Raw genomic sequence first — 21,329 nt, forward strand, 5'->3', positions numbered from 1 at the left:
TCGCCCGATACGAACTCCGCTGCCCGGGATTTAGGCCCAAGTGTTGTAAATACTGAACGCTGTCGCCATGATAACGCTCAACTACAACAAAGCCTGAATCCTAGGAGGCTCCTGCATTGGACGTCGGCGAACGACTGCAATCCATCCGTAAACTCAAAGGTCTTTCCCAGCGTGAGCTCGCCAAGCGTGCGGGTGTCACCAACAGCACCATTTCGATGATCGAAAAAAATAGCGTCAGCCCCTCGATCAGCTCCTTGCGCAAGGTGCTGGGTGGCATCCCCATGTCCATGGTCGAGTTCTTTTCCGAGGAGATCCTCCAGGAAATACCGACGCAGATCGTCTATAAAGCCAATGAGCTGATCGACATCTCGGACGGCGCCGTGACCATGAAGCTGGTAGGCCGCGCGCACCCCAGCCGGGCGATTGCGTTTCTCAACGAAATCTACCCGCCGGGCGCCGACACAGGCGAAGAAATGCTCACTCATGACGGCGAGGAAACCGGGATTCTGGTGGAAGGGCGTCTGGAGTTGGTGGTCGGGCTTGAAACTTTTGTGCTCGAAGCTGGCGATAGCTACTACTTTGAAAGCACCAAGCCCCATCGTTTTCGCAACCCGTTCGACGCGCCAGCGCGACTAATCAGCGCAGCCACACCTGCGAACTTTTGACAGAAGAGGCGTGCTGCCAGCGTTGCAGACACACCCGTAGCTCTATCCGTGCCGCCGAATCTCCCTTTATTTAATAGGGTTGTTTCGGCCAGACGGGCTAACCGTTATACTTTCGCCGCCTGCGAAACCGTGGCCGCAGGCGTGAATAGCCACCATTGAGGGTGAACGCGTGAACCTAATTATGAAAATGCTGGCTGCACCAGCAACCGTACTGGCCCTATGGGCTGTCAGCGCTCAAGCTGCGACCAATGATGAAATTGCCAAGCGCCTGGAGCCTGTCGGCCAAGTCTGTGTTCAAGGCCAGGAGTGTAAAGGCATGGAAGTCGCCGTAGCAGCGGGCGGCGGCGGGGCGAAAACCCCGGACGACATCATCGCCAAGCACTGCAACGCGTGCCACGGTACTGGCTTGCTGGGTGCACCGAAAATCGGTGACGCCGCAGCGTGGAAAGATCGCGCCGACCATCAAGGGGGGCTCGACGGCCTGCTGGCCAAGGCGATCACCGGGCTGAATGCCATGCCGCCGAAAGGCACCTGCGCCGATTGCTCGGATGACGAGCTCAAGGGTGCAATCAAGAAGATGTCCGGCCTGTAATCGACGGATCTTCGCCAAAAATGCCGCTTACGAGCGGCTTTTTTGTGGCTGTATTTTATGTATCAGGCTGTTCTTTGCAGCAAAGACCGGCCACTCTCTGTCCAACCCCTAATCACGGAATGTTCAGGAGGGTCGGATGGTGCAGTTGTGTTCAATCGAGCAAGCCGTTGACGACGTGCTGGCGCGGCTGCCGGCACATGTCCACATGGGCATGCCACTGGGGCTGGGCAAGCCCAACCTGTTCGTCAATGCGTTGTATCGGCGTATCGCCCAGTTGCCTGAGCGGGCGCTGACGATCTACACCGCATTGAGCCTGGGCCGCCCCACGATGGGGGACGGCTTGCAGAAGCGCTTTCTCGAACCCTTCATCGAGCGCGTATTTGGCGACTACCCGGAACTGGATTTCCTCGCCGATTTGCACAAGGACAATTTGCCGAAAAACATTCGCGTACAGCAGTTCTTCATGCAGCCCGGCAGCCTGCTCCACAGCGCCTCGGCCCAACAGGACTACGTGAGCAGCAACTACAGCCATGCTGCGCGGGATATCAATGCGGCAGGCCTAAACCTGGTGGCACAGTTGGTGGCCAGTAGCGCTGAGCATCCCGATCGCCTGAGCCTGAGTTGCAACCCCGATATCACCCTCGATCTGTTGCCGATGATCGCCAAGCGCCGTGAGGCCGGGGAAACCATCCTGGTCGTGGGTCAGGTCCACCGCGATTTGCCCTATATGCCGGGTGATGCCGAACTGGGCATGGACGCGTTCGATTACCTGCTCGACGAAAAGGACAGCACCACGTTGTTCTCCACGCCGAACATGCCGGTGGGGTTCCAGGACCACTTTATCGGCCTGCATGCCAGTACTCTGGTGCGCGATGGCGGCACCTTGCAGATCGGCATCGGCTCCATGGGCGATGCGCTGACCGCTGCCTTGCTGGCGCGCCAGGCCGATAACGAAGCCTATCGACTGCTGCTGACGGACCTGGATGTGTACCAGTGGGCGCCGTTGATCAGTCATGAAGGCGGTGTCGCACCCTTTGCGCAGGGCCTTTATGGTTGCAGTGAAATGTTCGTCAACGGCCTGCTGGTGCTGGCCGATGCTGGGATTGTGCGGCGCAAGGTCTACCCGGACGTAGCGACCCAGGCGCAAGCCAACGCCGGTACCCTGGATGGTGCAGCGCAGCCCGACGGCGTGTCGATCCACGGCGGTTTCTTCCTTGGGCCGTGTAGTTTTTACCAGCGCTTGCAGGAAATGACTCACTCCAAGCGCCTTGAATTCAACATGACCCGCATCAGCTACATCAACGAGCTGTATGGCCAGGAAGAACTCAAGCGTCTGCAACGGCTGGATGCTCGCTTCATCAACAGCGCAATCATGGTGACGCTGCTCGGTGCGGGCGTGGCTGATCAGTTGGAAGATGGTCGCGTGCTCAGCGGCGTGGGCGGGCAGTACAACTTCGTTGCTCAAGGCCATGCGCTGGAAGGTGCGCGATCGATATTGATCCTGCGCAGCTGGCGCGAGTCGGCGGGGGAGGTCAGTTCCAATATCGTCTGGGAATACGGCCACTGCACCATTCCACGGCACCTGCGGGATATCGTCGTCACCGAGTACGGTATCGCCGACTTGCGTGGGCAGACGGATGCCAAGGTGATTGAGGCGCTACTGAACATCACCGATTCACGCTTCCAGGGCGACTTGATCGAACAGGCACAAAAGGCCGGCAAGCTGCCCAAGGAATTCCGGCTGGACCCGCGCTTTACCGACAATACGCCGCAGCGGCTCAAAGACACTCAGGCGCGGCATCGTCGGTTGTTTCCGGAGTATCCGCTGGGTAGTGACTTCACTGATGAAGAAAAGGATCTGTTGCGCGCACTGAATTGGCTCAAGAGCAAGTTCAAGCTGACGGAGATCCTGGAGTTGGGCAGGGCTGCGCTGGATGCACCGGAGCCGGAGGCGTTTCCCAAGCATCTGGAGCGGATGCGGTTGGATAAGCCGGAGGGGTTGAAGGAGGATCTGTATCAGCGCTTGTTGCTGGCAGGCCTACAGGCCACCGCCACCTAACAGATCACACAAGCCAAATGTGGGAGCTGGCTTGCCTGCGATTGCGGTAGAACAGCGACATTGATGTCGCCTGACACTCCGCTTTCGCAGGCAAGCCAGCTCCCACATTTAACTGTGCTTACTCAAGATTTGCAGTGTTGCTGCTTACTCGATAAAGGTCACAACACCACCGGCCAGCGATTTGACCCGCGCCAGCGACTCAACGCGATAACCCTGTGCATCCAGCTCCGCACGGCCACCCTGGAACGACTTCTCGATCACAATCCCCAAGCCCGCCACGGTTGCCCCGGCTTGCTTGATGATCGAAATCAGCGCCTGGGACGCCTTGCCGTTGGCCAGGAAGTCATCGATCACCAGCACGCGGTCGCTGCTGGTCAGGTGGCGTGGGGAGATCGCTACAGTGCTTTCGGTCTTCTTGGTGAAAGAGTACACCGTTGCCGATAGCAGGTTTTCAGTCAGGGTCAGGGACTGTTGTTTGCGGGCGAAGATCACCGGCACGCCCAGGTTCAGGCCGGTCATGATCGCCGGTGCGATACCCGAGGCCTCGATGGTGACGATCTTGGTGATGCCCGAGTCCTTGAACAACGCGGCGAATTCGTCGCCGATCAGTTTCATCAGCGCCGGGTCGATCTGGTGGTTCAGGAAGGCGTCGACCTTGAGTACCTGATCGGAAAGCACGATGCCTTCTTCGCGAATTTTCTTGTGCAGTGCTTCCACGGAAAGCTTCCTCTAATGGCGCGGTGTGCGCCGAAAGTAGATTAAAAAGTAGTCGATTCTAGCGCTTTAACATCGCGCGTATATCCGCCAAGGCGGTGTTGCCGCGGACGGCCTTCACCTCGGTGGGGGTGTCGTCATTGCCTTCCCAGGCCAGGTCGTCCGGCGGAAGTTCGTCGAGGAACCGGCTGGGGGCACAATCGATGATTTCGCCGTATTGCTTACGCTTGGCGGCGAAGGTGAAGGCCAGTGTCTGACGTGCGCGGGTAATGCCCACGTAGGCCAGGCGCCGTTCTTCTTCGATGGTGTCGGCTTCGATGCTGGAGCGGTGCGGGAGGATTTCCTCTTCCATGCCCATGATGAACACGTAGGGGAATTCCAGGCCTTTGGAGGCATGCAAGGTCATCATCTGCACACCTTCGGCGCCGTCTTCCTCTTCCTGCTGGCGCTCAAGCATGTCACGCAGCACCAGCTTGCCGATGGCGTCTTCGACGGTCATTTCGCCGTCTTCGTCTTTTTCCAGGGTGTTCTTCAACGCTTCGATCAGGAACCAGACGTTGCTCATGCGGTAATCCGCAGCTTTATCGCTGGAACTGTTGGTGCGCAGCCAGTTTTCATAGTCGATGTCCATGACCATGCTGCGCAGGGCGCTGATCGGGTCTTCGCCCGCGCACTGCTCGCGCACCTTGTCCATGAAGCGCTTGAAGCGCGACAGGCGGTCGGTGAAGCGGGTGTCCAGGTGTTCGCCCAAGCCGATTTCGTCGGTGGCGGCGTACATCGAGATCTTGCGTTCGGTGGCGTAGTTGCCGAGTTTTTCCAGGGTGGTGGAACCGATTTCCCGGCGCGGCACGTTGATCACGCGCAGAAAGGCGTTGTCGTCGTCCGGGTTCACGATCAGTCGGAAGTAGGCCATCAGGTCTTTCACTTCCTGGCGTCCGAAAAAGCTGTTGCCGCCCGACAGGCGATACGGCACCTGATGGTGCTGCAACTTCAGCTCGATCAGTTTGGCCTGGTAGTTGCCGCGATAAAGAATCGCGAAATCGCTGTAAGGCCGGTCGGTGCGCAAGTGCAGGCTGAGGATTTCAACGGCCACGCGTTCAGCTTCGGCGTCTTCGTTGCGGCAGCGGATCACGCGGATCTCGTCGCCGTGGCCCATCTCGCTCCACAGTTGTTTTTCAAACTCGTGGGGGTTGTTGGAAATCAGCACGTTGGCGCAGCGCAGGATGCGACTGGTGGAGCGGTAGTTCTGCTCCAGCATCACCACTTTCAGGGACGGGTAGTCGTCCTTGAGCAGCATCAGGTTTTCCGGGCGGGCGCCGCGCCAGGCGTAGATCGACTGGTCGTCGTCGCCCACCACGGTGAACTGGTTGCGCTTGCCAATCAGCATTTTCACCAGCAGGTATTGGCTGGCGTTGGTGTCCTGGTATTCGTCCACCAACAGATAGCGCACCTTGTTCTGCCATTTTTCGAGGATGTCGGCGTGTTCCTCGAACAGCTTCACCGGCAGCAGGATCAGGTCGTCGAAGTCCACCGCGTTGAACGCCTTGAGCGTGCGCTGGTAGTGGGTGTAGACGATGGCGGCGGTCTGTTCCTTGGGGTTGCGCGCGTTTTCCAGGGCCTGGGCGGGCAGGATCAGGTCGTTTTTCCAGGCGCCGATCATGTTCTTGATCTCGTCCACGCCGTCGTCGCCTGCGTACTCCTTTTGCATGATGTCGGTCATCAGCGACTTCACGTCGGTTTCGTCGAAGATCGAGAAACCGGGCTTGTAGCCCAGGCGCACATGTTCCTTGCGGATGATGTTCAGGCCCAGGTTGTGGAAGGTACACACGGTGAGGCCGCGGCCCTCGCCGCTCTTGAGTAGCGTGCCCACACGCTCTTTCATTTCCCGCGCCGCCTTGTTGGTAAAGGTCATGGCGACGATGTACTGGGCGCGGATGCCGCAGCTCTGGATCAGGTGCGCGATCTTGCGGGTGATCACGCTGGTCTTGCCGGAGCCAGCACCGGCGAGCACCAATAGAGGGCCGCCGACGTAGTTCACGGCTTCTTGCTGCCGGGGATTGAGTCGGGACATACGAAATTCAGGGAGTCGTTGTTCAAAAGGGCGGGCATTTTAACAGGCTCGCAGGATTCTGCTCTCACAGAACGACAGTGTGACGTACCACTCGATCTAAATTTGCCGGTTTTGATACTTTGCCGCAGGATGTGGGAGCTTTTGCAGCTGATGTGTGCAGTCTGCGTATTTGATAAGTCTTATCATTGGTGATTGTCAGGCCGCACGTCATACTGCCCGCCGCCAATGAAATCTTGCAGAGTCTAGGGAGCTAGCTTGTCTACGCCTGTCGAACCCTTGCGTTTGCTGCTTCTGGCCGATACGCCTGAGTGGGCAGCATTGCTGCGCGAGTGCCTGGCGCCGATGGGCGAAGGGGCTGTGCTGATCAGCGCACCCAACTGGGACTCGGTGAGTCGTCTGTTCGATGACGACCACGGTGCTGTGTTATTGACCGAACCCAACCTGCAACCCGGTCCCGGCCGTTGCAGTTTGCCGTGCGTATTGCTGTTGGAACAGGAGCCGCTGGTGCCGCCGCTGGGGGTCAGCGATTGGCTGATCCGCAATGTATTGGACGCCGACACATTACGCCGTTGCCTGCGCCACGTGCGTGAGCGCGGTGTGCTGGAGAACACCTTGCAACGCCTGGCCGAACAGGACCCGCTCACCGGCATCGCCAATCGCCAGGGTTTTCAGACCTTGCTGGCAGCGCGGCTGGCGGAAAACGAAGGGCGCGGCCTGGCCCTTGGGCATCTGGATCTCGACAACTTCCGTCATGCCAACGACGCTTTGGGGCATCAGGCTGGCGACCGTTTGATCCTGCAAGTGGTGTCGCGGCTCAAGAGCCAGCTCGAAGCCGGGGACCAGTTGGCACGCCTGGGCAGCGACGAATTCGCGCTGCTGATCGACACCCGCCGCGCGCCCCAGCGCGCCGAATGGATGGCTGAGCGCATCACCGAAGTGATGGCCGAACCGTACTGGGTCGATGGTGAAAGCCTGTTGATCGGCTGCAGCCTCGGTGTGGCCCATGCCCGTGCACGCGCCGGTGCCGACCCATTGATGTGGCACGCCCATATCGCCATGCAGCAGGCCAAGAGCACACAGGGCTGCACCTTTCATATCTTCAACGAACGCATCAACCGCAACGCCCGCAGCCTGGCCGATCTGGAAAGTGAACTGCGCCGTGCGTTGCGCCGTGACGAGCTGGAGCTGCATTACCAGCCGCGCCTGGACCTGGACGACGGGCATATCGTCGGCCTGGAAGCCCTGGTGCGCTGGCGCCACGGTGAGCGTGGGCTGTTGCCGCCCAGTGAATTCGTGCCCCTGGCCGAGCAGAGCGGCTTGATCGTGCCGCTGGGTTACTGGGTCATCTCCCGGGCCCTGCGCGACATGCAAGACCTGCGCGAACGCGGCCTGCCTGCGCTGCACATGGCGGTCAACCTGTCATTTCGCCAATTCCAGGACAGCCAGTTGCTCTCGACACTCAGTCGGCTGATTGCCGAGCGCGGTGTGGAGGCGCAGTGGCTTGAATTCGAACTGACCGAAACCGCCGTGATGCGGCGCAGCGACCTGGTCAAGCAGACCATGGACGCCCTGGGTCGCCTTGGCGTGCGGTTTTCCCTGGATGACTTCGGCACCGGTTTCTCATCGTTCGTGCACCTCAACAGCCTGCCGATTGCCTTGTTGAAGATCGACAAGAGCTTCGTCGGCGGCATGGAGGAGCGCGAAGAAAACCGCAAGCTGGTGCACGCGATGATCAACCTGGCCCACAACCTCAACCTGGAAGTGGTGGCCGAAGGTGTGGAAACGCCTGAACAGCTGGCGCTGTTGCGCTTGTTCGGCTGCGACCAGGCTCAGGGCTATCTCATCAGCAAACCGTTGCCGTTGCCGGAGTTGGTGGAGTACCTGACCTTCGGCAAGAGCCAGGAGGCTTTGCTGGGTTGAGTTGTGGGAGCTGGCTTGCCTGCGATGACGGCCTGGCAGTCGACACTTCTGTCGCCTGACATTGCGCTATCGCAGGCAAGCCAGCTCCCACATTGACCGCGTACAGCCGCTACTCAGGCTGCAGCGCTTGGAATTCAGGTGAGACTTCAGGCTCCTGGCGAATCATCCGCTTCATCTTCGCTTCAAACGCCCAGGTCAGGGTGATCGCCGCACACGCCAGCCCCAACGCCAACCCCCACCACACACCGGTCGGCCCCCAGCCCAGGGTGAAGGCCATCAGCCACGCCGACGGTGCGCCAATCAGCCAGTAGCAACCCAGGCCCACCAGGAAGGTGGTCTTGGCGTCTTTCAGCCCGCGGATGCAGCCCATGGCGATGGTTTGCACGCCGTCGAACAGCTCAAACCAGGCGGCGACGGCCAGCAGGCTCACGGCCAGGACGATGACGTCGTGGAAAGCCGGGTCGTTATGATCGAGGAAAAGCCCGATCAGTGGGTCGGAAAACAGCCACAGCACCGCCGCAAACCCCAGCATCACCATCGCACCAAAACCGATGCCGACCCGCCCGGCCAGGCGCGCCTGCAGCAGTTGCCCGGCGCCGTAATGCTGGCCGATACGCATGGTCACCGCGTACGACATCCCCGCCGGCACCATGAACGCCACCGACACAATTTGCAGGGCGATCTGGTGCGCCGCCAACTGCGTACTGCCCATGGTGCCCATGCACAGCGCTGCGAAGGCGAACAGCCCGACCTCCACGGCATAGGTGCCGCCAATCGGCAAGCCCAGGCGCCACAGTTCACGCAAGTAGTGGGTGTTCAGGCGAAGCAGGCCCGTACCCAGCGGGTAGGCAGCGTAAGTGCGGTTGCTGCGGATGTACCACCACAGCGCCAGCGCCATGCAGTTGGCAACGATTGCAGTGACCAGCCCGATACCCATCAAACCCAGTTTGGGCAGGCCAAACATGCCTTCGATCAACGCATGGTTGAGCAGGTAGTTGACGACGGTGCCACACAGGCTGATCACCATGACGGGCGTCGCCTTGCCGATGGCGCTGGTAAAGCCGCGCAGGGCCATGAAGCTCAGGTAGCCGGGCAGGGCGAACGGCAGGATGGTCAGGAATTGCCCCGCCGCGTGCACATTGGTTTCGGTCTGGCCGAACATCAGCAGCACCGGCTTGAGGTTCCATAGCAGCAGGGCCGCCGCCAGGGCCATCAGCCAGGCAAGCCATAGTCCGGCCTGGGTCAGGCGGGTGGCGCCTTCGATGTCGCCTGCGCCGTGACGAATGGCAACCAGGGTGCCCACGGCGGCAATCACGCCGATGCAGAAAATCGCCACGAACGAATAACTCGCCGCGCCAAGGCCGCCACCGGCCAGGGCTTCGGGGCTGAGGCGGGCCATCATCAGGGTGTCGGTCAGCACCATCAACATGTGCGCCAACTGTGAGGCAATCAGTGGCCCTGACAGCCGCAGAATGGCCCAGAGTTCGGTACGCGCCGGATGTTGCATGATCATCACGCTCGGAAAATCAGAGGGTTGGGGGAGGGTTGATTCTCGGCGCTCTCAGCCAATTGTACAAAACGATAAATGCGATCATCCGCATGATTAAAACTCATGCCTGATGGATTCTGTTAGGGTTTCGAGATTGCGCCGTCGGAGCTTTCTGCATGTCTCGTCGTCTTCCTCCGCTGTATGCCTTGCGTGCTTTTGAAGCGGCTTCCCGGCATAACTCCTTCACCCGTGCGGCGGAGGAGCTGTCGATTACCCAGAGTGCCGTAAGCCGGCACATCCGCACGCTGGAAGAGCATTTCGCCTGCCGCCTGTTCCAGCGCAGCGGCCGCACCTTGCAGCTCACCGAGGCCGCGCGTCTGTTGCTGCCGGGCGTACGCGAAGGCTTCGCCGCGCTGGAGCGGGCCTGCCATACCTTGAACGCTGAAGATGACATCCTGCGCATGAAGGCGCCGTCCACGTTGACTATGCGCTGGCTGCTGGCGCGGCTCAGTCGCTTCCGGGCCTTGCAGCCGGGCAATGAGGTGCAATTGACCAGCGCGTGGATGAGCGTGGATGAAGTGGATTTCAATCAGGAGCCCTTCGACTGTGCGGTGTTGCTCAGCTATGGGCACTTTCCGGCAGATTGGGAGGCCAGTTACTTGTTCCCTGAATTGCTGATTCCAGTGGGCGCACCGAACCTGTTGGATGACGGACCTTGGGGCGTCGAACGCCTGGCAGGTGCCGAACTGCTGCATCCCACGCCGGACCGTCGCGATTGGCGCAACTGGCTGGAACGCATGGGGCTGTCATCCCAGGTGTCGCTCAAGGGCGGTCAGGTGTTTGACACCCTGGAACTGGGCATGATCGCCGCCGCGCGAGGCTATGGGGTGTCCATGGGCGACCTGTTGATGGTGGCCGAGGATGTGGCCCAAGGGCGATTGAGCTTGCCGTGGCCGACGGCGGTAGCCAGTGGGGAAAGTTACTACTTGGTGTGGCCCAAAACCCGTCCAGGCGGTGAACGCTTGCGGCGTTTGGCGGAGTTTCTTCAAGGTGAGGTCCGCGCCATGGAGTTCCCACGAGTTGAACGCCTGGATTGAGTGGGCAGTGCAATCGTTTGCGCGATACCCCTGTGTAACGCTCAAGTATTGCCCGCACCCGCCGAAGAAAGGGTGTTGGAACCATCGTGCACCCACGCTACCCATTAGATAAATTGCCGAGCAGCGCTATGAGATCAGGACGATCCTGGCCTCGGCCAGGAGCTGTCATGTCTCAACCTCGCGCTCGGATCGCCTCCCAGTTAGGTCTCGCCTTGGCCGTTATTCTGGCTGTCGTCATCAGCGGCAGTACGGTCTTCGCCCTGCGTTCCCTCGACTCCGCCAACCTCGATACCCGCGAGGAACACCTGGCCAGTGAGGCACGCCTGCTGGCGGACCAACTCAATACCTTCCACAGCACCTTGCGTGAAAGTACCCAGCGCTTGAGCGGGCTGTTTGAAAAGCGCTTTGGCGCCGGCTTGAGTGTGCGGTCGGACCAACCAGTGTCCGTGGCCGGCGTGCAAACCCCAAGCCTGTTTCTGGGTGACGTTGTGCTGAACAACAATTTCGTCGAAGTGGACGAGTTCAAGCAGATGTCTGGCGGCGTCGCGACGGTATTCGTACGCAGCGGTGAAGACTTTATCCGCATCAGCACCTCCCTGACCAAGCAGGACGGCAACCGTGCTATCGGCACCGTGCTCGATCACCAACATCCGGCTTACCAGCGTCTACTGGCTGGGCAAGGGTATGTGGGGCGTGCGGTGCTGTTTGATCGGTCCTATATGACCCAGTACACCCCGGTGCGGGACGCGGGTGGCAAAGTGATCGCCGTGTTGTTCATTGGCTTTGACTACACCGATGAGCAGAAGGCCCAGTTCGACAATCTCAAGCGTTTCCGTATAGGCCAGACTGGCTCTCTCGCGTTGCTGGATGAACAGAAACACTGGCTGGTGCCACCCGCTGGCGTGCAGGCGCCGGACCAGGCGATCCCGGTAATGCTCGACCTGGCGAAAAAGCCGGGCTCAGGGCGCTTCTGGAGTGACAAAAACGAAGACTTCTACAGCGTCGCGGTGCCATTTGAAGGCGGCCCGTGGTCGGTGGTGGCGAGCATGCCGAAGTCCGAGATTCGCGCGGTGACCTGGGCGGTGGGGATTCGCCTGGTGATTGGCAGCCTGCTGGCAATGCTGCTGGCGGTGGGCGCGGCAGTCTGGTTGCTGCGCAGTAAGTTGCAGCCTCTGAGTGACTTGGTGCGCCAGGCCGAAGCCTTGGGCGCCGGCGATTTGAGCGCCCGCTTGAACGTGTCCAGCCATGATGAAATCGGCCAGTTGGCGCGCAGCTTCAACCAGATGGGGGAAGCGCTGTCGACCATGGTCTCGCACATCCGCAAGGCCGCCGAGGAGGTCAACAACCGTGCTCAGGCGTTGTCCGGCCTGTCTGGCGGTGCGTATGAAGGCATGGAGCAACAGTCCGGCGAGATCACCAGCATGGCCGGTGCGGTAGAAGAGTTCAGCGCCACTTCGTTGAACATTGCCGACAACATGGGCAATACCGAGCGACTGGCCCAGGAAAATGCCCAGCAAACCCGCATCGGCCGTACGTCGATGCAGGAAGCGTCGTCGTCCCTCGAACACATCGCTGCTGCGCTGAACAGCACGGCTACGGTGATCAACACCTTGGGCCAGCGCTCCCAGGAAATCGGTGGGATCGTGGGTGTGATTACCTCGATTGCCGAACAGACCAACCTGCTGGCGCTTAACGCTGCCATCGAGGCGGCCCGGGCCGGTGAGCAGGGGCGCGGCTTTGCGGTGGTTGCCGATGAAGTGCGCAACCTGGCGTCGCGGACGCGTCAGGCCACGGACGAAATTTCGGTGATGATCCAGAGCATCCAGCAGGAAACCGGCAACGCCATCAGCACTATGGAACACGGCAATGTGCTGATGCAGGAAGGCTTGTCACGCAACGCCGACGTGGCCTCGGCCCTGGCGCGCATCGACGAACAAAGTCGCTCGGCCGGCCAGCAGTTCGCCGCGATCACCACGGCGACCCAGGAGCAGAGCAGCACCGCGAATGTGCTCAGCAGTAATCTGCAGAGCATTGCGCTGGCCAACAGCGAGCAGCGCGAAGTGGTGTCGAACCTGGCCGTTACCGCCAAGGAACTGGAGTCCTTGGCGGCCAGTTTGCGCCATGAAGTGGATCGCTTTCGTTAAGGCTTACTGGTCGTTGAGGCCCGGGTCCACGCGCTTGCCGATATCCTTCAGGCGCGCCAGTTGATCGACCATCCCTGGTGCTTCGTCCATGCTGGTGACGAAGGTCCACAGGTAGGTCATCACCGCGTACACGTGGCCGGCCTTGACCGCCGGTGACAGCGCCAACTGAGAGATGGCAACCACGAACAGCAGGGCTGCCAGCGTGCCGAGAAACAGGTACGCGGCGGCCTCGCGGTCTGACAGCCAGATCCGCAGGCGTGACAGCACGTGGTAATGACGGTGCAAGGTCGGTGCGCCGACTTTTTCCACCAGGCCGATTTCCTTTTCCAGACGGTCGTTCAGGCGCTCATGCAGTTCCTGATTGCGCTGGGCAAAACGTGGCAACAGCGTGACGCACAGCAGCAGCGCGGCCAGGCACGCCAAGCCTACCCAGGGCTCAATCACGATCAACATCACCGCCGCACCGATAATCGAAACCAGCGCAGTGGCGATGATCGGCACGTGTTTTTCAAAGAAGTCGACGAACTCCCGCGCGAGCACCACTCGTGCCGCTGATTTCGAAGTGCTGTGGTTTTGCTGGCGCTGGTTGAGAATCACCGGCACCGCAAGGTCGGCGTAGATCCGGGTGAACGTGCGCGTGTCCAGCGCCCGTCGTGCCGCTCCGACCACCCAGAACGCCATGACTACGGCGGCGTAGAACAACGCGCTGGTGGCGTCGCCGCGGATGATTGAGTCCACCGCGAACCCGGCGAACAGCGGGTAGGCCAGCAACAGCGCGTTCTCCAGTGCCACCAGCGACAAAGTGCAGAACAGCTTGCCGGGGTAGGCTTTGGCGATGGCCTTGAGGGTCTGGCTAGCGGACTGCTGGCCGATTTTCTTGCTTTCTTCGATCAGAATTTGTGGGGTGGCGGATGACATGGGTGCACCAAAGGAGTGATAGACGCTATTATTGAGCGACTGCTCAAGTATCCTTGAGCGATCGCTCAAAAAGCAAGCGCCGCTCATCTACCGACGCTCGAAGGAATTGCCCATGTCGCGTATCGACCGTAAAGACCAGATCATCGCCGCCGCCCTGGAGCTGTTTCGCAGCAAGGGTTTTGCCGATGTATCCACCCGCGATCTGGCTGAACATGCCGGTCTGTCACGCAGTCACGTCTACCACTACTTCAGCGACTGGAATGAACTGCGCCGCGCAGCGTTTGTACGTTTTGCCAACGAACAACTGGAAGACGTGCGTGCGCCATTGGTCGACCTTCCCCCCCTTGATGCGCTGGTAGGGTTTTTGCGCGACTGCCTGCCATACACCGCCGATGCCGGCTGGGCGCTGTGGCTGGATGCCTGGGATGAAGCCATGCACGACCCGCAAATGGCCCAGGCGTACCTGGAGATCAACGCCCAATGGCAAGCCATGCTTGCCGCTGTGATCGAACAAGGTGTGGGTGAGGACGTTTTCCATTGCGATTCATCCCAGCGCGCTGCCCGCCAGATCTTTGCCCTGGCGATGGGGTATGCCGATGACCTGATGCTCAAGCCGTCCACCGAATCGGCCGAAGCGGTACTGGATGAAGTCATGGAAGTGGCGAGGTTGCTGCTGGGCTTTCCCGAAAAGCCCTAGCCGACTGTCGCTGGCCGGTATTGCAGCGCTTCCGCCAAGTGTTGGCGGGCGATGCTATCCACCTGCTCAAGGTCTGCAAGGGTGCGCGCAACCTTGAGCAATCGATGGGCCGCTCGCAGCGATAACGTCAGCCGCTCGCAGGCACTTTCCAGCCAGCCCTCGTCATCTTTAGCCAACTGGCAATGTTCCCGCAGCCCTGGCAAATCCAGGAATGCATTGGCGCAGCCTTGGCGTTTTTGCTGGCGTTCTCGCGCCTCGGCCACCTGTGCCGAGGCTTTCGCCGTGGTATCGCCAACCTGCTGCGTCGGATTGAGCGCAGTCGTTTCCCGGGCGACGGTGAGGTGCAGGTCGATACGATCCAGCAGCGGCCCCGAGAGTTTGTTGCGGTAGCGCTGGATTTGCTCCGGCGTACAACGGCAGCGCCCACTGGGTTCGCCCATGTAGCCGCAGGGGCAGGGGTTCATGGCGGCGACCAACTGAAAGCGGGCAGGGAAGCTCACCCGGTCGCGGGCACGGGAGATCACGATATGCCCGGACTCCAAGGGTTCGCGCAGCACCTCCAGCACCTTGCGATCAAACTCCGGCAACTCGTCCAGAAACAGCACGCCATGGTGGGCTAGGGTGATTTCCCCCGGTTGCGGCTTCGACCCGCCGCCTACCAGGGCCGGACCCGATGCTGAATGGTGCGGCTGGCGAAAGGGTCGGTGTGGCCAATGACTCAGTGGCGCCAGGCTGACGACGGATTGAATGGCTGCCACCTCCAGCGCTTCCTGCTCACTCAGCGGTGGCAGCAGACCGGGCAAGCGGCTGGCGAGCAACGTTTTCCCGGTGCCCGGTGGGCCGCTGAACAACAGGTTGTGGGCGCCCGCTGCGGCGATCAACAGCGCACGCTTGGCCGCCAACTGGCCCTGCACCTCGCTCAGATCCGGGTAGGGTTTGTTCAAGTACAACAAACCGTCGGACTTGTAAGGCTCTATGGGTTGATGCCCATTCAGATGTGCCGCGACCTGCAACAGATGATCCACCGCGAGTACCTTCAACCCCGACGCCAGGCACGCTTCCTCCGCATTCGCCCGAGGCACCATCACAGTGCGCCCGGCCTTGCGCGCTGCCAATGCTGCCGGCAACACGCCTTTTACCGCCCGTACTTCGCCCGATAAGGCCAGTTCTCCTAGGCACTCCACGTCATCGAGCATCAACGTCGGCACCTGTCCGCTTGCCGCCAGGATGCCTAGCGCAATCGCCAGGTCAAAGCGTCCGCCGTCCTTGGGCAGGTCGGCGGGCGCGAGGTTAAGGGTGATGCGCCGGGAAGGATATTGCAGCGCCGAATTGAGAATGGCACTGCGTACGCGGTCCTTGCTCTCCTTGACGGCCGTCTCCGGCAAACCCACCAGTGTCAGGGAAGGCAGACCATTGGCCATATGCACTTCGACGGTGACGGCGGGGGCTTCGACGCCAATCTGGGCACGGCTATGGACGATGGCGAGGGACATGCGTGTTCCTTGAAAAGAAGGCCGCTTCCTGCGGTTTTTCAAGGGTAGACGAGGTGGGGTCGAGCGGGAGGGGGGAGGTTTTACAGAACGTATCCGGAGAGATCACAGCGCTTTATGTGGGAGCTGTCGAGCTCCAGCGAGGCTGCGATGGGATCACCGCAGTCTAACTGGGAAACCGCAGTGCCTGCATCGCAGCCTCGCTGGGGCTCGGCAGCTCCCACACTGACCGAATTTATTCAGCGGGTGACGCCAACCTGGCTTCGAGTTCAGCCACTTTTGCCTCCAGGCTCTCCAACCGCGCCCGCGTACGGGCCAGCACTACCATCTGGCTGTCAAACTCTTCCCGGCTCACCAGGTCGAGCTTGCTGAAACCGCTTTGCAGCAACGCCTTGAATTGGCTTTCGATTTCATTGCGGGGCAGCGGGGTGTCGCCGCTGAACAGGCGAGCAGCGTGGCCGCTCAGGGCGTCGAGGAGATCTTTGGGCGCGAGCATGGGAAATATTCCGGAAAACTGTTGGCCGGCAGTGTATCACGCAGCGTCTATAGTCTTTTTCATGTCGCAAAGCGCACGCTTTTCGCGCAACGGGGCGAACGGCGACGCACTGTTTTTGTGCGCATTGCAGCCGCCAAAAAGCCCCGTAGGTGGGCATAAGTGGGCAAGGGACTGATTTCAGTGATTTTTACGGAGCTGGCAAGGTTTCTGCTTAGACGATCATGACCCATGCACTGATGCAGTCGCTGTGACGAATGCAGTGCGCCGACGGATCAGGGGTACAGGTTTCGTCACCAGTGGTTCGCTGGCGTCGCCGCGGGTATTACCGAGGCGACGATGCGTTACAAAGCCAGGCACTGCGCTTAGACTTGAGACGGGTTTGTTTTCCTGGGGCAAGTCCACCAATTCGGGAGAGAGTTTTCATGAAGCTAGTCACTGCCATCATCAAGCCGTTCAAGTTGGACGATGTACGCGAGTCACTGTCCGAGATCGGCGTGCAGGGCATTACCGTTACTGAGGTCAAAGGCTTCGGTCGGCAGAAGGGTCATACCGAGCTGTATCGCGGCGCGGAGTACGTGGTTGATTTCCTGCCGAAGGTGAAGATTGATGTCGCCATTGACGACAAGGATCTTGACCGGGTTATCGAGGCGATAACCAAGGCGGCCAACACCGGCAAGATCGGTGACGGCAAGATCTTCGTGGTCAATCTGGAACAGGCTATTCGCATCCGTACCGGCGAAACCGATACCGACGCAATCTAAGCCGCCAAACCCCCAACGCCCCAGGAGAAAACAATATGACTCTGCGTAAATTCGCAGGGCTAGGAGCCCTGTTGTCCCTCGTAATGCCAGCCCTGGCATTGGCGGCGGACCCAGCCCCTGCTCCAGTCCTCAATTCCGGCGATACGGCGTGGATGCTGACATCCACCGCGCTGGTGCTGTTCATGACTATTCCGGGCCTGGCGCTGTTCTACGGCGGCATGGTTCGCTCCAAAAACATTCTTTCCGTGATGATGCAATGCTTCGCCATCACTGGTTTGATCACCATCCTGTGGTTTGTCTACGGCTACAGCATGGCGTTCGATACCACGGGTATGGAAGCGGGTGTCGTCAACTTCAACTCCTTCGTGGGCGGCCTGTCCAAACTGTTCCTGTCGGGTGTGACCCCAGCGAGCATCACCGGCCCTGCGGCGCTGTTCCCCGAGGCGGTGTTCGTCACCTTCCAGATGACGTTTGCCATCATTACTCCTGCACTGATCGTCGGTGCTTTCGCCGAGCGCATGAAGTTCTCTGCGATGCTGATCTTCATGGGCGTCTGGTTCACGCTGGTCTACGCGCCGATTGCCCACATGGTGTGGGGTGGTCCGGGTTCGTTGCTAGGCGACTGGGGCGTGCTGGACTTCGCCGGCGGCACCGTGGTGCACATTAACGCCGGTGTGGCTGGCCTGGTGGCATGCCTGGTACTCGGCAAGCGTAAAGGCTTCCCGACCACTCCGATGGCTCCTCATAACTTGGGTTACACCTTGCTCGGTGCGGCCATGCTGTGGGTGGGTTGGTTCGGCTTCAACGCGGGTTCGGCTGCGGCGGCCAATGGCACTGCCGGCATGGCGATGCTGGTGACACAGATCGCGACCGCCGCTGCGGCCCTGGGCTGGATGTTCGCCGAGTGGGTCACCCACGGTAAGCCAAGCGCACTGGGCATCGCCTCGGGTGTGGTGGCGGGCCTGGTGGCAATCACCCCAGCCGCCGGCACCGTGGGCCCGATGGGTGCCCTGGTGATTGGCCTGGCAGCGGGCGTGGTGTGCTTCTTCTGCGCCACTACCCTGAAACGCAAACTGGGTTACGACGACTCCCTGGATGCCTTCGGCGTGCACGGTATTGGCGGTATCCTCGGCGCGATCCTGACCGGCGTGTTCGCGGCGCCTTCCCTGGGCGGCTTCAATGCGGCCACCACGGATATCGCGGCGCAAGTCTGGATCCAGTGCAAAGGCGTCGGCTTCACCGTGATCTACACGGCCATCGTGACCTTCATCATCCTCAAGGTGCTGGATGCAGTCATGGGCTTGCGGGTTACCGACGAAGAAGAGGCGGTTGGCCTCGACCTGGCGCAACACAACGAACGCGGCTACAACTTGTAAGTACGCGAAAAAAAAGATGCCCGGCTTGCCGGGCATTTTTTTGTCTGGCGTTTGTCAGTCGTAGGACGCTGTACCGGTTTTTGCGTCGAGTTTGTGATGGGGCGCACATGACACTTTTCAGCGTGCGAATGTCTTACAGGCATGTAGGCGTATTCGGCACTTTGTTTTTTTCCAGAGCGCGCTAGAATGCGCGCCGATGGGCGGAGAACTGTATGTGGCAACAGACCTTGATCACCCTGCGGGCCAAGCCCCGGGGCTTTCACCTGGTAACCGACGAGTTGCTGGCCGGCTTGCCTGAATTGAAGGCATGTCGTGTAGGTCTGTTGCATCTGTGGCTGCAGCACACCTCGGCCTCGTTGACCGTCAACGAGAATGCCGATCCGGCGGTTCGCCGTGACTTCGAACGTTATTTCAACTCGCTGGTGCCGCAGGGCCGGGCAGGGTTCGAACACAACGACGAAGGTCCGGATGATCTGCCGGCGCACTTCAAGGCCAGTCTCCTGGGCTGCCAGCTGAGTTTGCCGGTCAGGGCCGGCCGCTTGGCGATGGGGACCTGGCAAGGTGTTTATCTGGGCGAGCACCGTGATCATGGCGGTGCTCGTAAAGTCCTCGCCACCTTGCACGGTGACGAGGCATAAGCCACTGGTTATCCAGTGGATGTGATTTTTTTCCGGCGCCCTTCGACAGAAGGTAAAGCTGGGCTATAACTAATCTGCTTTTCGCAAGTCATGAGGTAGAACATGAGCGACGATGATCTGGAAAACGACGAACTCGAAGTCGGTGATGATGACGAGACCGAAGAAGGTCTTGAAGCAGCGGCGGAAGACGTTGCTGACGACGATGGTGGCGATGATGCACCTGTTCCGGCGGCCAAAGGCAAAGCCAAGGCAGCTGTTTCGGTAGACGAACTGCCGAGTGTTGAAGCCAAGAACAAAGAGCGCGATGCGCTGGCCCGTGCGATGGAAGAGTTCCTCGCTAAAGGTGGCAAAGTGCAGGAAGTCGAGGCCAACGTGGTGGCAGACCCACCGAAGAAGCCGGATAACAAGTACGGCAGCCGACCTATCTGAGGTCCGTCACCTGCTTGTAAGAAAAAGCCCGCCGTCGCTGCGGGCTTTTTCATGCTTGGAACTAACTCGCCGCAATACCCTGTGGGAGCTGGCTTGCCTGCGATAGCTGTCTGTCAGCCAGCACTGTGCTTTCTGATCCACCGCTATCGCAGGCAAGCCAGCTCCCACATGGGGTTCGGTGTTAGTTCCAGCTGTTCAGCAGTGACGGTAGTTCTGCCAAATTGCGAATCTGCGCATCCGGGCGCTTATTCCCTTCCCACACCTTACCCGCTGGGTTGAACCACACCGCTCCAAGCCCCGCCTGTTGTGCGCCAGCGATGTCATCCCCAGGATGATCGCCAATATGCACCGTCTGGCTCGCATCCACGCCCCCACGCTGCAACGCCTCCTGAAACAACCGCGCATCCGGCTTGGCAATACCGATATCTTCAGCGCGCAAGGCAAAGTGGAAGTAGTCCGCCAGGCCCACACGTTGCACGTCGGCATTGCCGTTGGTGATCACTCCCAGCAGGAAGTGCTGGCGCAAGGCTTGAAGCATGGGCTCGGCTTCGGGAAATGGGGTGAGCTGATGCCGCGCATGAATAAACGCTTCGAAGCATATGTCTGCCATTTGCGTGGCTTCAGGCTGTGGGTAACCCGCCTCTTCAAAAGCCTGCATCAACACCCGCTGGCGCAGAATGCTGATGCGGTACTTCAACTCGGGATGACGCTCCAGCACCTGCTGGCGCAGGCGGGCGAAATGTTCCAGTGGCAGGTCGCCGACCTTGGCGGCATGGGTCGCCAGCCATTCGCGCATCGACGCTTCGGCGCTGATGATGACGGGTACGTTGTCCCAGAGGGTGTCGTCCAGGTCGAAGGTGATCAGCTTGATACTCATGAGTCGCCGCCCTTGATGCGTTTGGCCCGTGGATGGGCGCTGTCGTACACCGTTGCCAGGTGTTGGAAATCCAGATGGGTGTAGATCTGCGTGGTCTTTATGTCGGAATGACCGAGCAGCTCTTGAACCGCACGCAGGTCCTGGGACGATTCCAGCAGATGGCTGGCAAAGGAGTGTCGCAACATGTGTGGATGCAGGTTCTGCCCCAGCTCTCGCTCGCCGGCCGCCTTGACCCGCAGCTGGATGGCGCGTGGACCCAGGCGTCGGCCTTGCTGGCTGATAAACACGGCATCGTCCACCGGGTTGGCCAGGGCGCGCAACGGTAGCCACAGTTGCAAGGCTTCCCGGGCTTTGCGGCCCACGGGCAGTACGCGGGTCTTGCTGCCCTTGCCGAGCACTTGCACCAGGCCGTCGGCCAGGTCCAGTTGATCGAGGTTCAGTCCGGTCAATTCCGACAGGCGCAGGCCCGAGGAGTAAAACAGTTCAAGGATCGCCTGGTCGCGATGGGCAAGGAAGTCATCTTCAACGGCGCCATCGAGCAATTGCAGGGCGCGATCGGTGTCGAGGGTTTTGGGTAGGCGCCGTTCGCCCTTCGGCGGAGACAAGCCATTGGCCGGATCGTGGTCGCACAGGCCTTCGCGGTTCAGGTAGTGATAAAGGCCACGCACCGCGGATAGCAGTCGCGACAGGCTGCGCGAGGATTGGCCGGCCTGATGCAGGCGAGCGATCAAACTGCGCAGGCCCTGGATATCCAAGGCCTTCCAGCTGCTGATCTGTTGCTTTTCGCAGTATGCCAGGACCTTGTTCAAGTCCCGTCGATAGGCTTCCAGGGTGTGGGGCGACACCTGGCGCTCGTTGCGCAGGTGAGCGCAATAAGCGTCCAGTTGCCGTTCCAT

Annotated in this window: 19 protein-coding genes; 11 read left to right on the forward strand and 8 right to left on the reverse strand. The window is 60.3% G+C overall.

Features of this window, described 5'->3' with window-relative positions; all coding sequences use genetic code 11:
- Positions 1–116 precede the first annotated feature (116 nt).
- From AC07V4_RS01505 to AC07V4_RS01515, 3 genes are all read left to right on the forward strand, one after another.
- The gene (locus tag AC07V4_RS01505) at positions 117–665 is read left to right on the forward strand and encodes a cupin domain-containing protein (RefSeq protein WP_492635094.1); all 549 of its coding nucleotides are present in this window, start codon (positions 117–119) and stop codon (positions 663–665) included.
- 181 nt (positions 666–846) lie between these two features.
- Positions 847–1,257 carry a c-type cytochrome gene (locus AC07V4_RS01510; protein ID WP_431751989.1) on the forward strand — a complete coding sequence of 137 codons (411 nt, stop codon included), beginning with the start codon at positions 847–849 and terminating at the stop codon, positions 1,255–1,257.
- 136 nt (positions 1,258–1,393) lie between these two features.
- Positions 1,394–3,316 carry an acetyl-CoA hydrolase/transferase C-terminal domain-containing protein gene (locus AC07V4_RS01515; RefSeq protein ID WP_492635093.1) on the forward strand — a complete coding sequence of 641 codons (1,923 nt, stop codon included), beginning with the start codon at positions 1,394–1,396 and terminating at the stop codon, positions 3,314–3,316.
- Between the two features lie 144 nt (positions 3,317–3,460).
- On the opposite strand, the gene AC07V4_RS01520 is transcribed toward AC07V4_RS01515, so the two are convergent.
- A complete protein-coding gene (locus AC07V4_RS01520; protein ID WP_003195447.1) occupies positions 3,461–4,033 on the reverse strand; it encodes a xanthine phosphoribosyltransferase in 573 nt (190 codons plus the stop codon).
- 58 nt (positions 4,034–4,091) lie between these two features.
- Positions 4,092–6,101 carry a DNA helicase Rep gene (gene rep / locus AC07V4_RS01525; protein WP_492635092.1) on the reverse strand — a complete coding sequence of 670 codons (2,010 nt, stop codon included), beginning with the start codon at positions 6,099–6,101 and terminating at the stop codon, positions 4,092–4,094.
- Between the two features lie 255 nt (positions 6,102–6,356).
- Here rep and AC07V4_RS01530 point away from each other — a divergent pair, with 255 nt between their 5' ends.
- Complete coding sequence (locus AC07V4_RS01530; RefSeq protein ID WP_492635091.1) at positions 6,357–8,021, forward strand: putative bifunctional diguanylate cyclase/phosphodiesterase; 1,665 nt, start codon at positions 6,357–6,359, stop codon at positions 8,019–8,021.
- Positions 8,022–8,130: 109 nt separating this feature from the next.
- Here AC07V4_RS01530 and AC07V4_RS01535 read toward each other — a convergent pair whose 3' ends face one another.
- Entirely contained in the window at positions 8,131–9,534 is a 1,404-nt protein-coding gene (locus AC07V4_RS01535; RefSeq protein ID WP_492635090.1) for a NorM family multidrug efflux MATE transporter, read from the reverse strand.
- A gap of 152 nt (positions 9,535–9,686) precedes the next feature.
- Between AC07V4_RS01535 and AC07V4_RS01540 the strand changes: the two genes are divergently transcribed.
- The gene (locus AC07V4_RS01540; protein WP_492635089.1) at positions 9,687–10,607 is read left to right on the forward strand and encodes a LysR substrate-binding domain-containing protein; all 921 of its coding nucleotides are present in this window, start codon (positions 9,687–9,689) and stop codon (positions 10,605–10,607) included.
- Between the two features lie 167 nt (positions 10,608–10,774).
- Entirely contained in the window at positions 10,775–12,751 is a 1,977-nt protein-coding gene (locus tag AC07V4_RS01545) for a methyl-accepting chemotaxis protein (RefSeq protein ID WP_492635088.1), read from the forward strand.
- 3 nt (positions 12,752–12,754) lie between these two features.
- Here AC07V4_RS01545 and AC07V4_RS01550 read toward each other — a convergent pair whose 3' ends face one another.
- Positions 12,755–13,669, reverse strand: coding sequence for an ABC transporter six-transmembrane domain-containing protein (locus AC07V4_RS01550; protein WP_492635087.1), 915 nt, complete (start codon positions 13,667–13,669; stop codon positions 12,755–12,757).
- A 112-nt stretch (positions 13,670–13,781) separates the two neighbouring features.
- On the opposite strand from AC07V4_RS01550, the gene AC07V4_RS01555 reads away from it, so the two are divergent.
- Entirely contained in the window at positions 13,782–14,366 is a 585-nt protein-coding gene (locus AC07V4_RS01555) for a TetR/AcrR family transcriptional regulator (RefSeq protein WP_492635086.1), read from the forward strand.
- Here the strand turns inward: AC07V4_RS01555 and AC07V4_RS01560 are convergent.
- Positions 14,363–15,859, reverse strand: coding sequence for a YifB family Mg chelatase-like AAA ATPase (locus tag AC07V4_RS01560; protein ID WP_492635085.1), 1,497 nt, complete (start codon positions 15,857–15,859; stop codon positions 14,363–14,365). The two genes, AC07V4_RS01555 and AC07V4_RS01560, sit on opposite strands and share 4 nt — an antisense overlap.
- A gap of 232 nt (positions 15,860–16,091) precedes the next feature.
- Complete coding sequence (locus AC07V4_RS01565) at positions 16,092–16,352, reverse strand: accessory factor UbiK family protein (RefSeq protein ID WP_492635084.1); 261 nt, start codon at positions 16,350–16,352, stop codon at positions 16,092–16,094.
- A 422-nt stretch (positions 16,353–16,774) separates the two neighbouring features.
- Here AC07V4_RS01565 and glnK point away from each other — a divergent pair, with 422 nt between their 5' ends.
- The 4 genes from glnK (at position 16,775) to sutA (ending at position 19,556) form a co-directional block, all read left to right on the forward strand.
- Positions 16,775–17,113 carry a P-II family nitrogen regulator gene (gene glnK, locus AC07V4_RS01570; RefSeq protein WP_002555808.1) on the forward strand — a complete coding sequence of 113 codons (339 nt, stop codon included), beginning with the start codon at positions 16,775–16,777 and terminating at the stop codon, positions 17,111–17,113.
- A gap of 35 nt (positions 17,114–17,148) precedes the next feature.
- Positions 17,149–18,489 carry an ammonium transporter gene (locus AC07V4_RS01575; RefSeq protein ID WP_492635083.1) on the forward strand — a complete coding sequence of 447 codons (1,341 nt, stop codon included), beginning with the start codon at positions 17,149–17,151 and terminating at the stop codon, positions 18,487–18,489.
- Between the two features lie 212 nt (positions 18,490–18,701).
- Positions 18,702–19,127, forward strand: coding sequence for a secondary thiamine-phosphate synthase enzyme YjbQ (locus tag AC07V4_RS01580; RefSeq protein WP_492635082.1), 426 nt, complete (start codon positions 18,702–18,704; stop codon positions 19,125–19,127).
- A gap of 102 nt (positions 19,128–19,229) precedes the next feature.
- Positions 19,230–19,556: a dormancy-specific transcriptional regulator SutA gene (gene sutA, locus AC07V4_RS01585; protein WP_016970540.1), complete on the forward strand. Its 327-nt coding sequence runs from the start codon at positions 19,230–19,232 to the stop codon at positions 19,554–19,556.
- 181 nt (positions 19,557–19,737) lie between these two features.
- Here the strand turns inward: sutA and AC07V4_RS01590 are convergent, their stop codons facing one another.
- Both AC07V4_RS01590 and xerC read right to left on the reverse strand, forming a co-directional pair.
- On the reverse strand, positions 19,738–20,433 hold the full coding sequence (locus tag AC07V4_RS01590; protein WP_492635081.1) for an HAD family hydrolase: 696 nt from the start codon (positions 20,431–20,433) through the stop codon (positions 19,738–19,740).
- Positions 20,430–21,329: a tyrosine recombinase XerC gene (xerC, locus tag AC07V4_RS01595; protein WP_492635080.1), complete on the reverse strand. Its 900-nt coding sequence runs from the start codon at positions 21,327–21,329 to the stop codon at positions 20,430–20,432. Before xerC ends, AC07V4_RS01590 begins: the two co-directional genes overlap by 4 nt.

The sequence above is a fragment of the Pseudomonas sp. GW821-FHT03A09 genome, assembly GCF_059421065.1.

Bases quoted from the DNA above. Each gene is read 5' to 3' on its own strand.
- AC07V4_RS01510 (WP_431751989.1), top strand. From the start codon at position 847: ATGAAAATGCTGGCTGCACCAGCAACCGTACTGGCCCTATGGGCTGTC.
- AC07V4_RS01515 (WP_492635093.1), top strand. From the start codon at position 1,394: ATGGTGCAGTTGTGTTCAATCGAGCAAGCCGTTGACGACGTGCTGGCG.
- rep (WP_492635092.1), bottom strand. From the start codon at position 6,101: ATGTCCCGACTCAATCCCCGGCAGCAAGAAGCCGTGAACTACGTCGGC.
- AC07V4_RS01535 (WP_492635090.1), bottom strand. From the start codon at position 9,534: ATGATCATGCAACATCCGGCGCGTACCGAACTCTGGGCCATTCTGCGG.
- AC07V4_RS01540 (WP_492635089.1), top strand. From the start codon at position 9,687: ATGTCTCGTCGTCTTCCTCCGCTGTATGCCTTGCGTGCTTTTGAAGCG.
- AC07V4_RS01545 (WP_492635088.1), top strand. From the start codon at position 10,775: ATGTCTCAACCTCGCGCTCGGATCGCCTCCCAGTTAGGTCTCGCCTTG.
- AC07V4_RS01550 (WP_492635087.1), bottom strand. From the start codon at position 13,669: ATGTCATCCGCCACCCCACAAATTCTGATCGAAGAAAGCAAGAAAATC.
- AC07V4_RS01555 (WP_492635086.1), top strand. From the start codon at position 13,782: ATGTCGCGTATCGACCGTAAAGACCAGATCATCGCCGCCGCCCTGGAG.
- AC07V4_RS01560 (WP_492635085.1), bottom strand. From the start codon at position 15,859: ATGTCCCTCGCCATCGTCCATAGCCGTGCCCAGATTGGCGTCGAAGCC.
- AC07V4_RS01565 (WP_492635084.1), bottom strand. From the start codon at position 16,352: ATGCTCGCGCCCAAAGATCTCCTCGACGCCCTGAGCGGCCACGCTGCT.
- glnK (WP_002555808.1), top strand. From the start codon at position 16,775: ATGAAGCTAGTCACTGCCATCATCAAGCCGTTCAAGTTGGACGATGTA.
- AC07V4_RS01575 (WP_492635083.1), top strand. From the start codon at position 17,149: ATGACTCTGCGTAAATTCGCAGGGCTAGGAGCCCTGTTGTCCCTCGTA.
- AC07V4_RS01580 (WP_492635082.1), top strand. From the start codon at position 18,702: ATGTGGCAACAGACCTTGATCACCCTGCGGGCCAAGCCCCGGGGCTTT.
- sutA (WP_016970540.1), top strand. From the start codon at position 19,230: ATGAGCGACGATGATCTGGAAAACGACGAACTCGAAGTCGGTGATGAT.
- AC07V4_RS01590 (WP_492635081.1), bottom strand. From the start codon at position 20,433: ATGAGTATCAAGCTGATCACCTTCGACCTGGACGACACCCTCTGGGAC.
- xerC (WP_492635080.1), bottom strand. From the start codon at position 21,329: ATGGAACGGCAACTGGACGCTTATTGCGCTCACCTGCGCAACGAGCGC.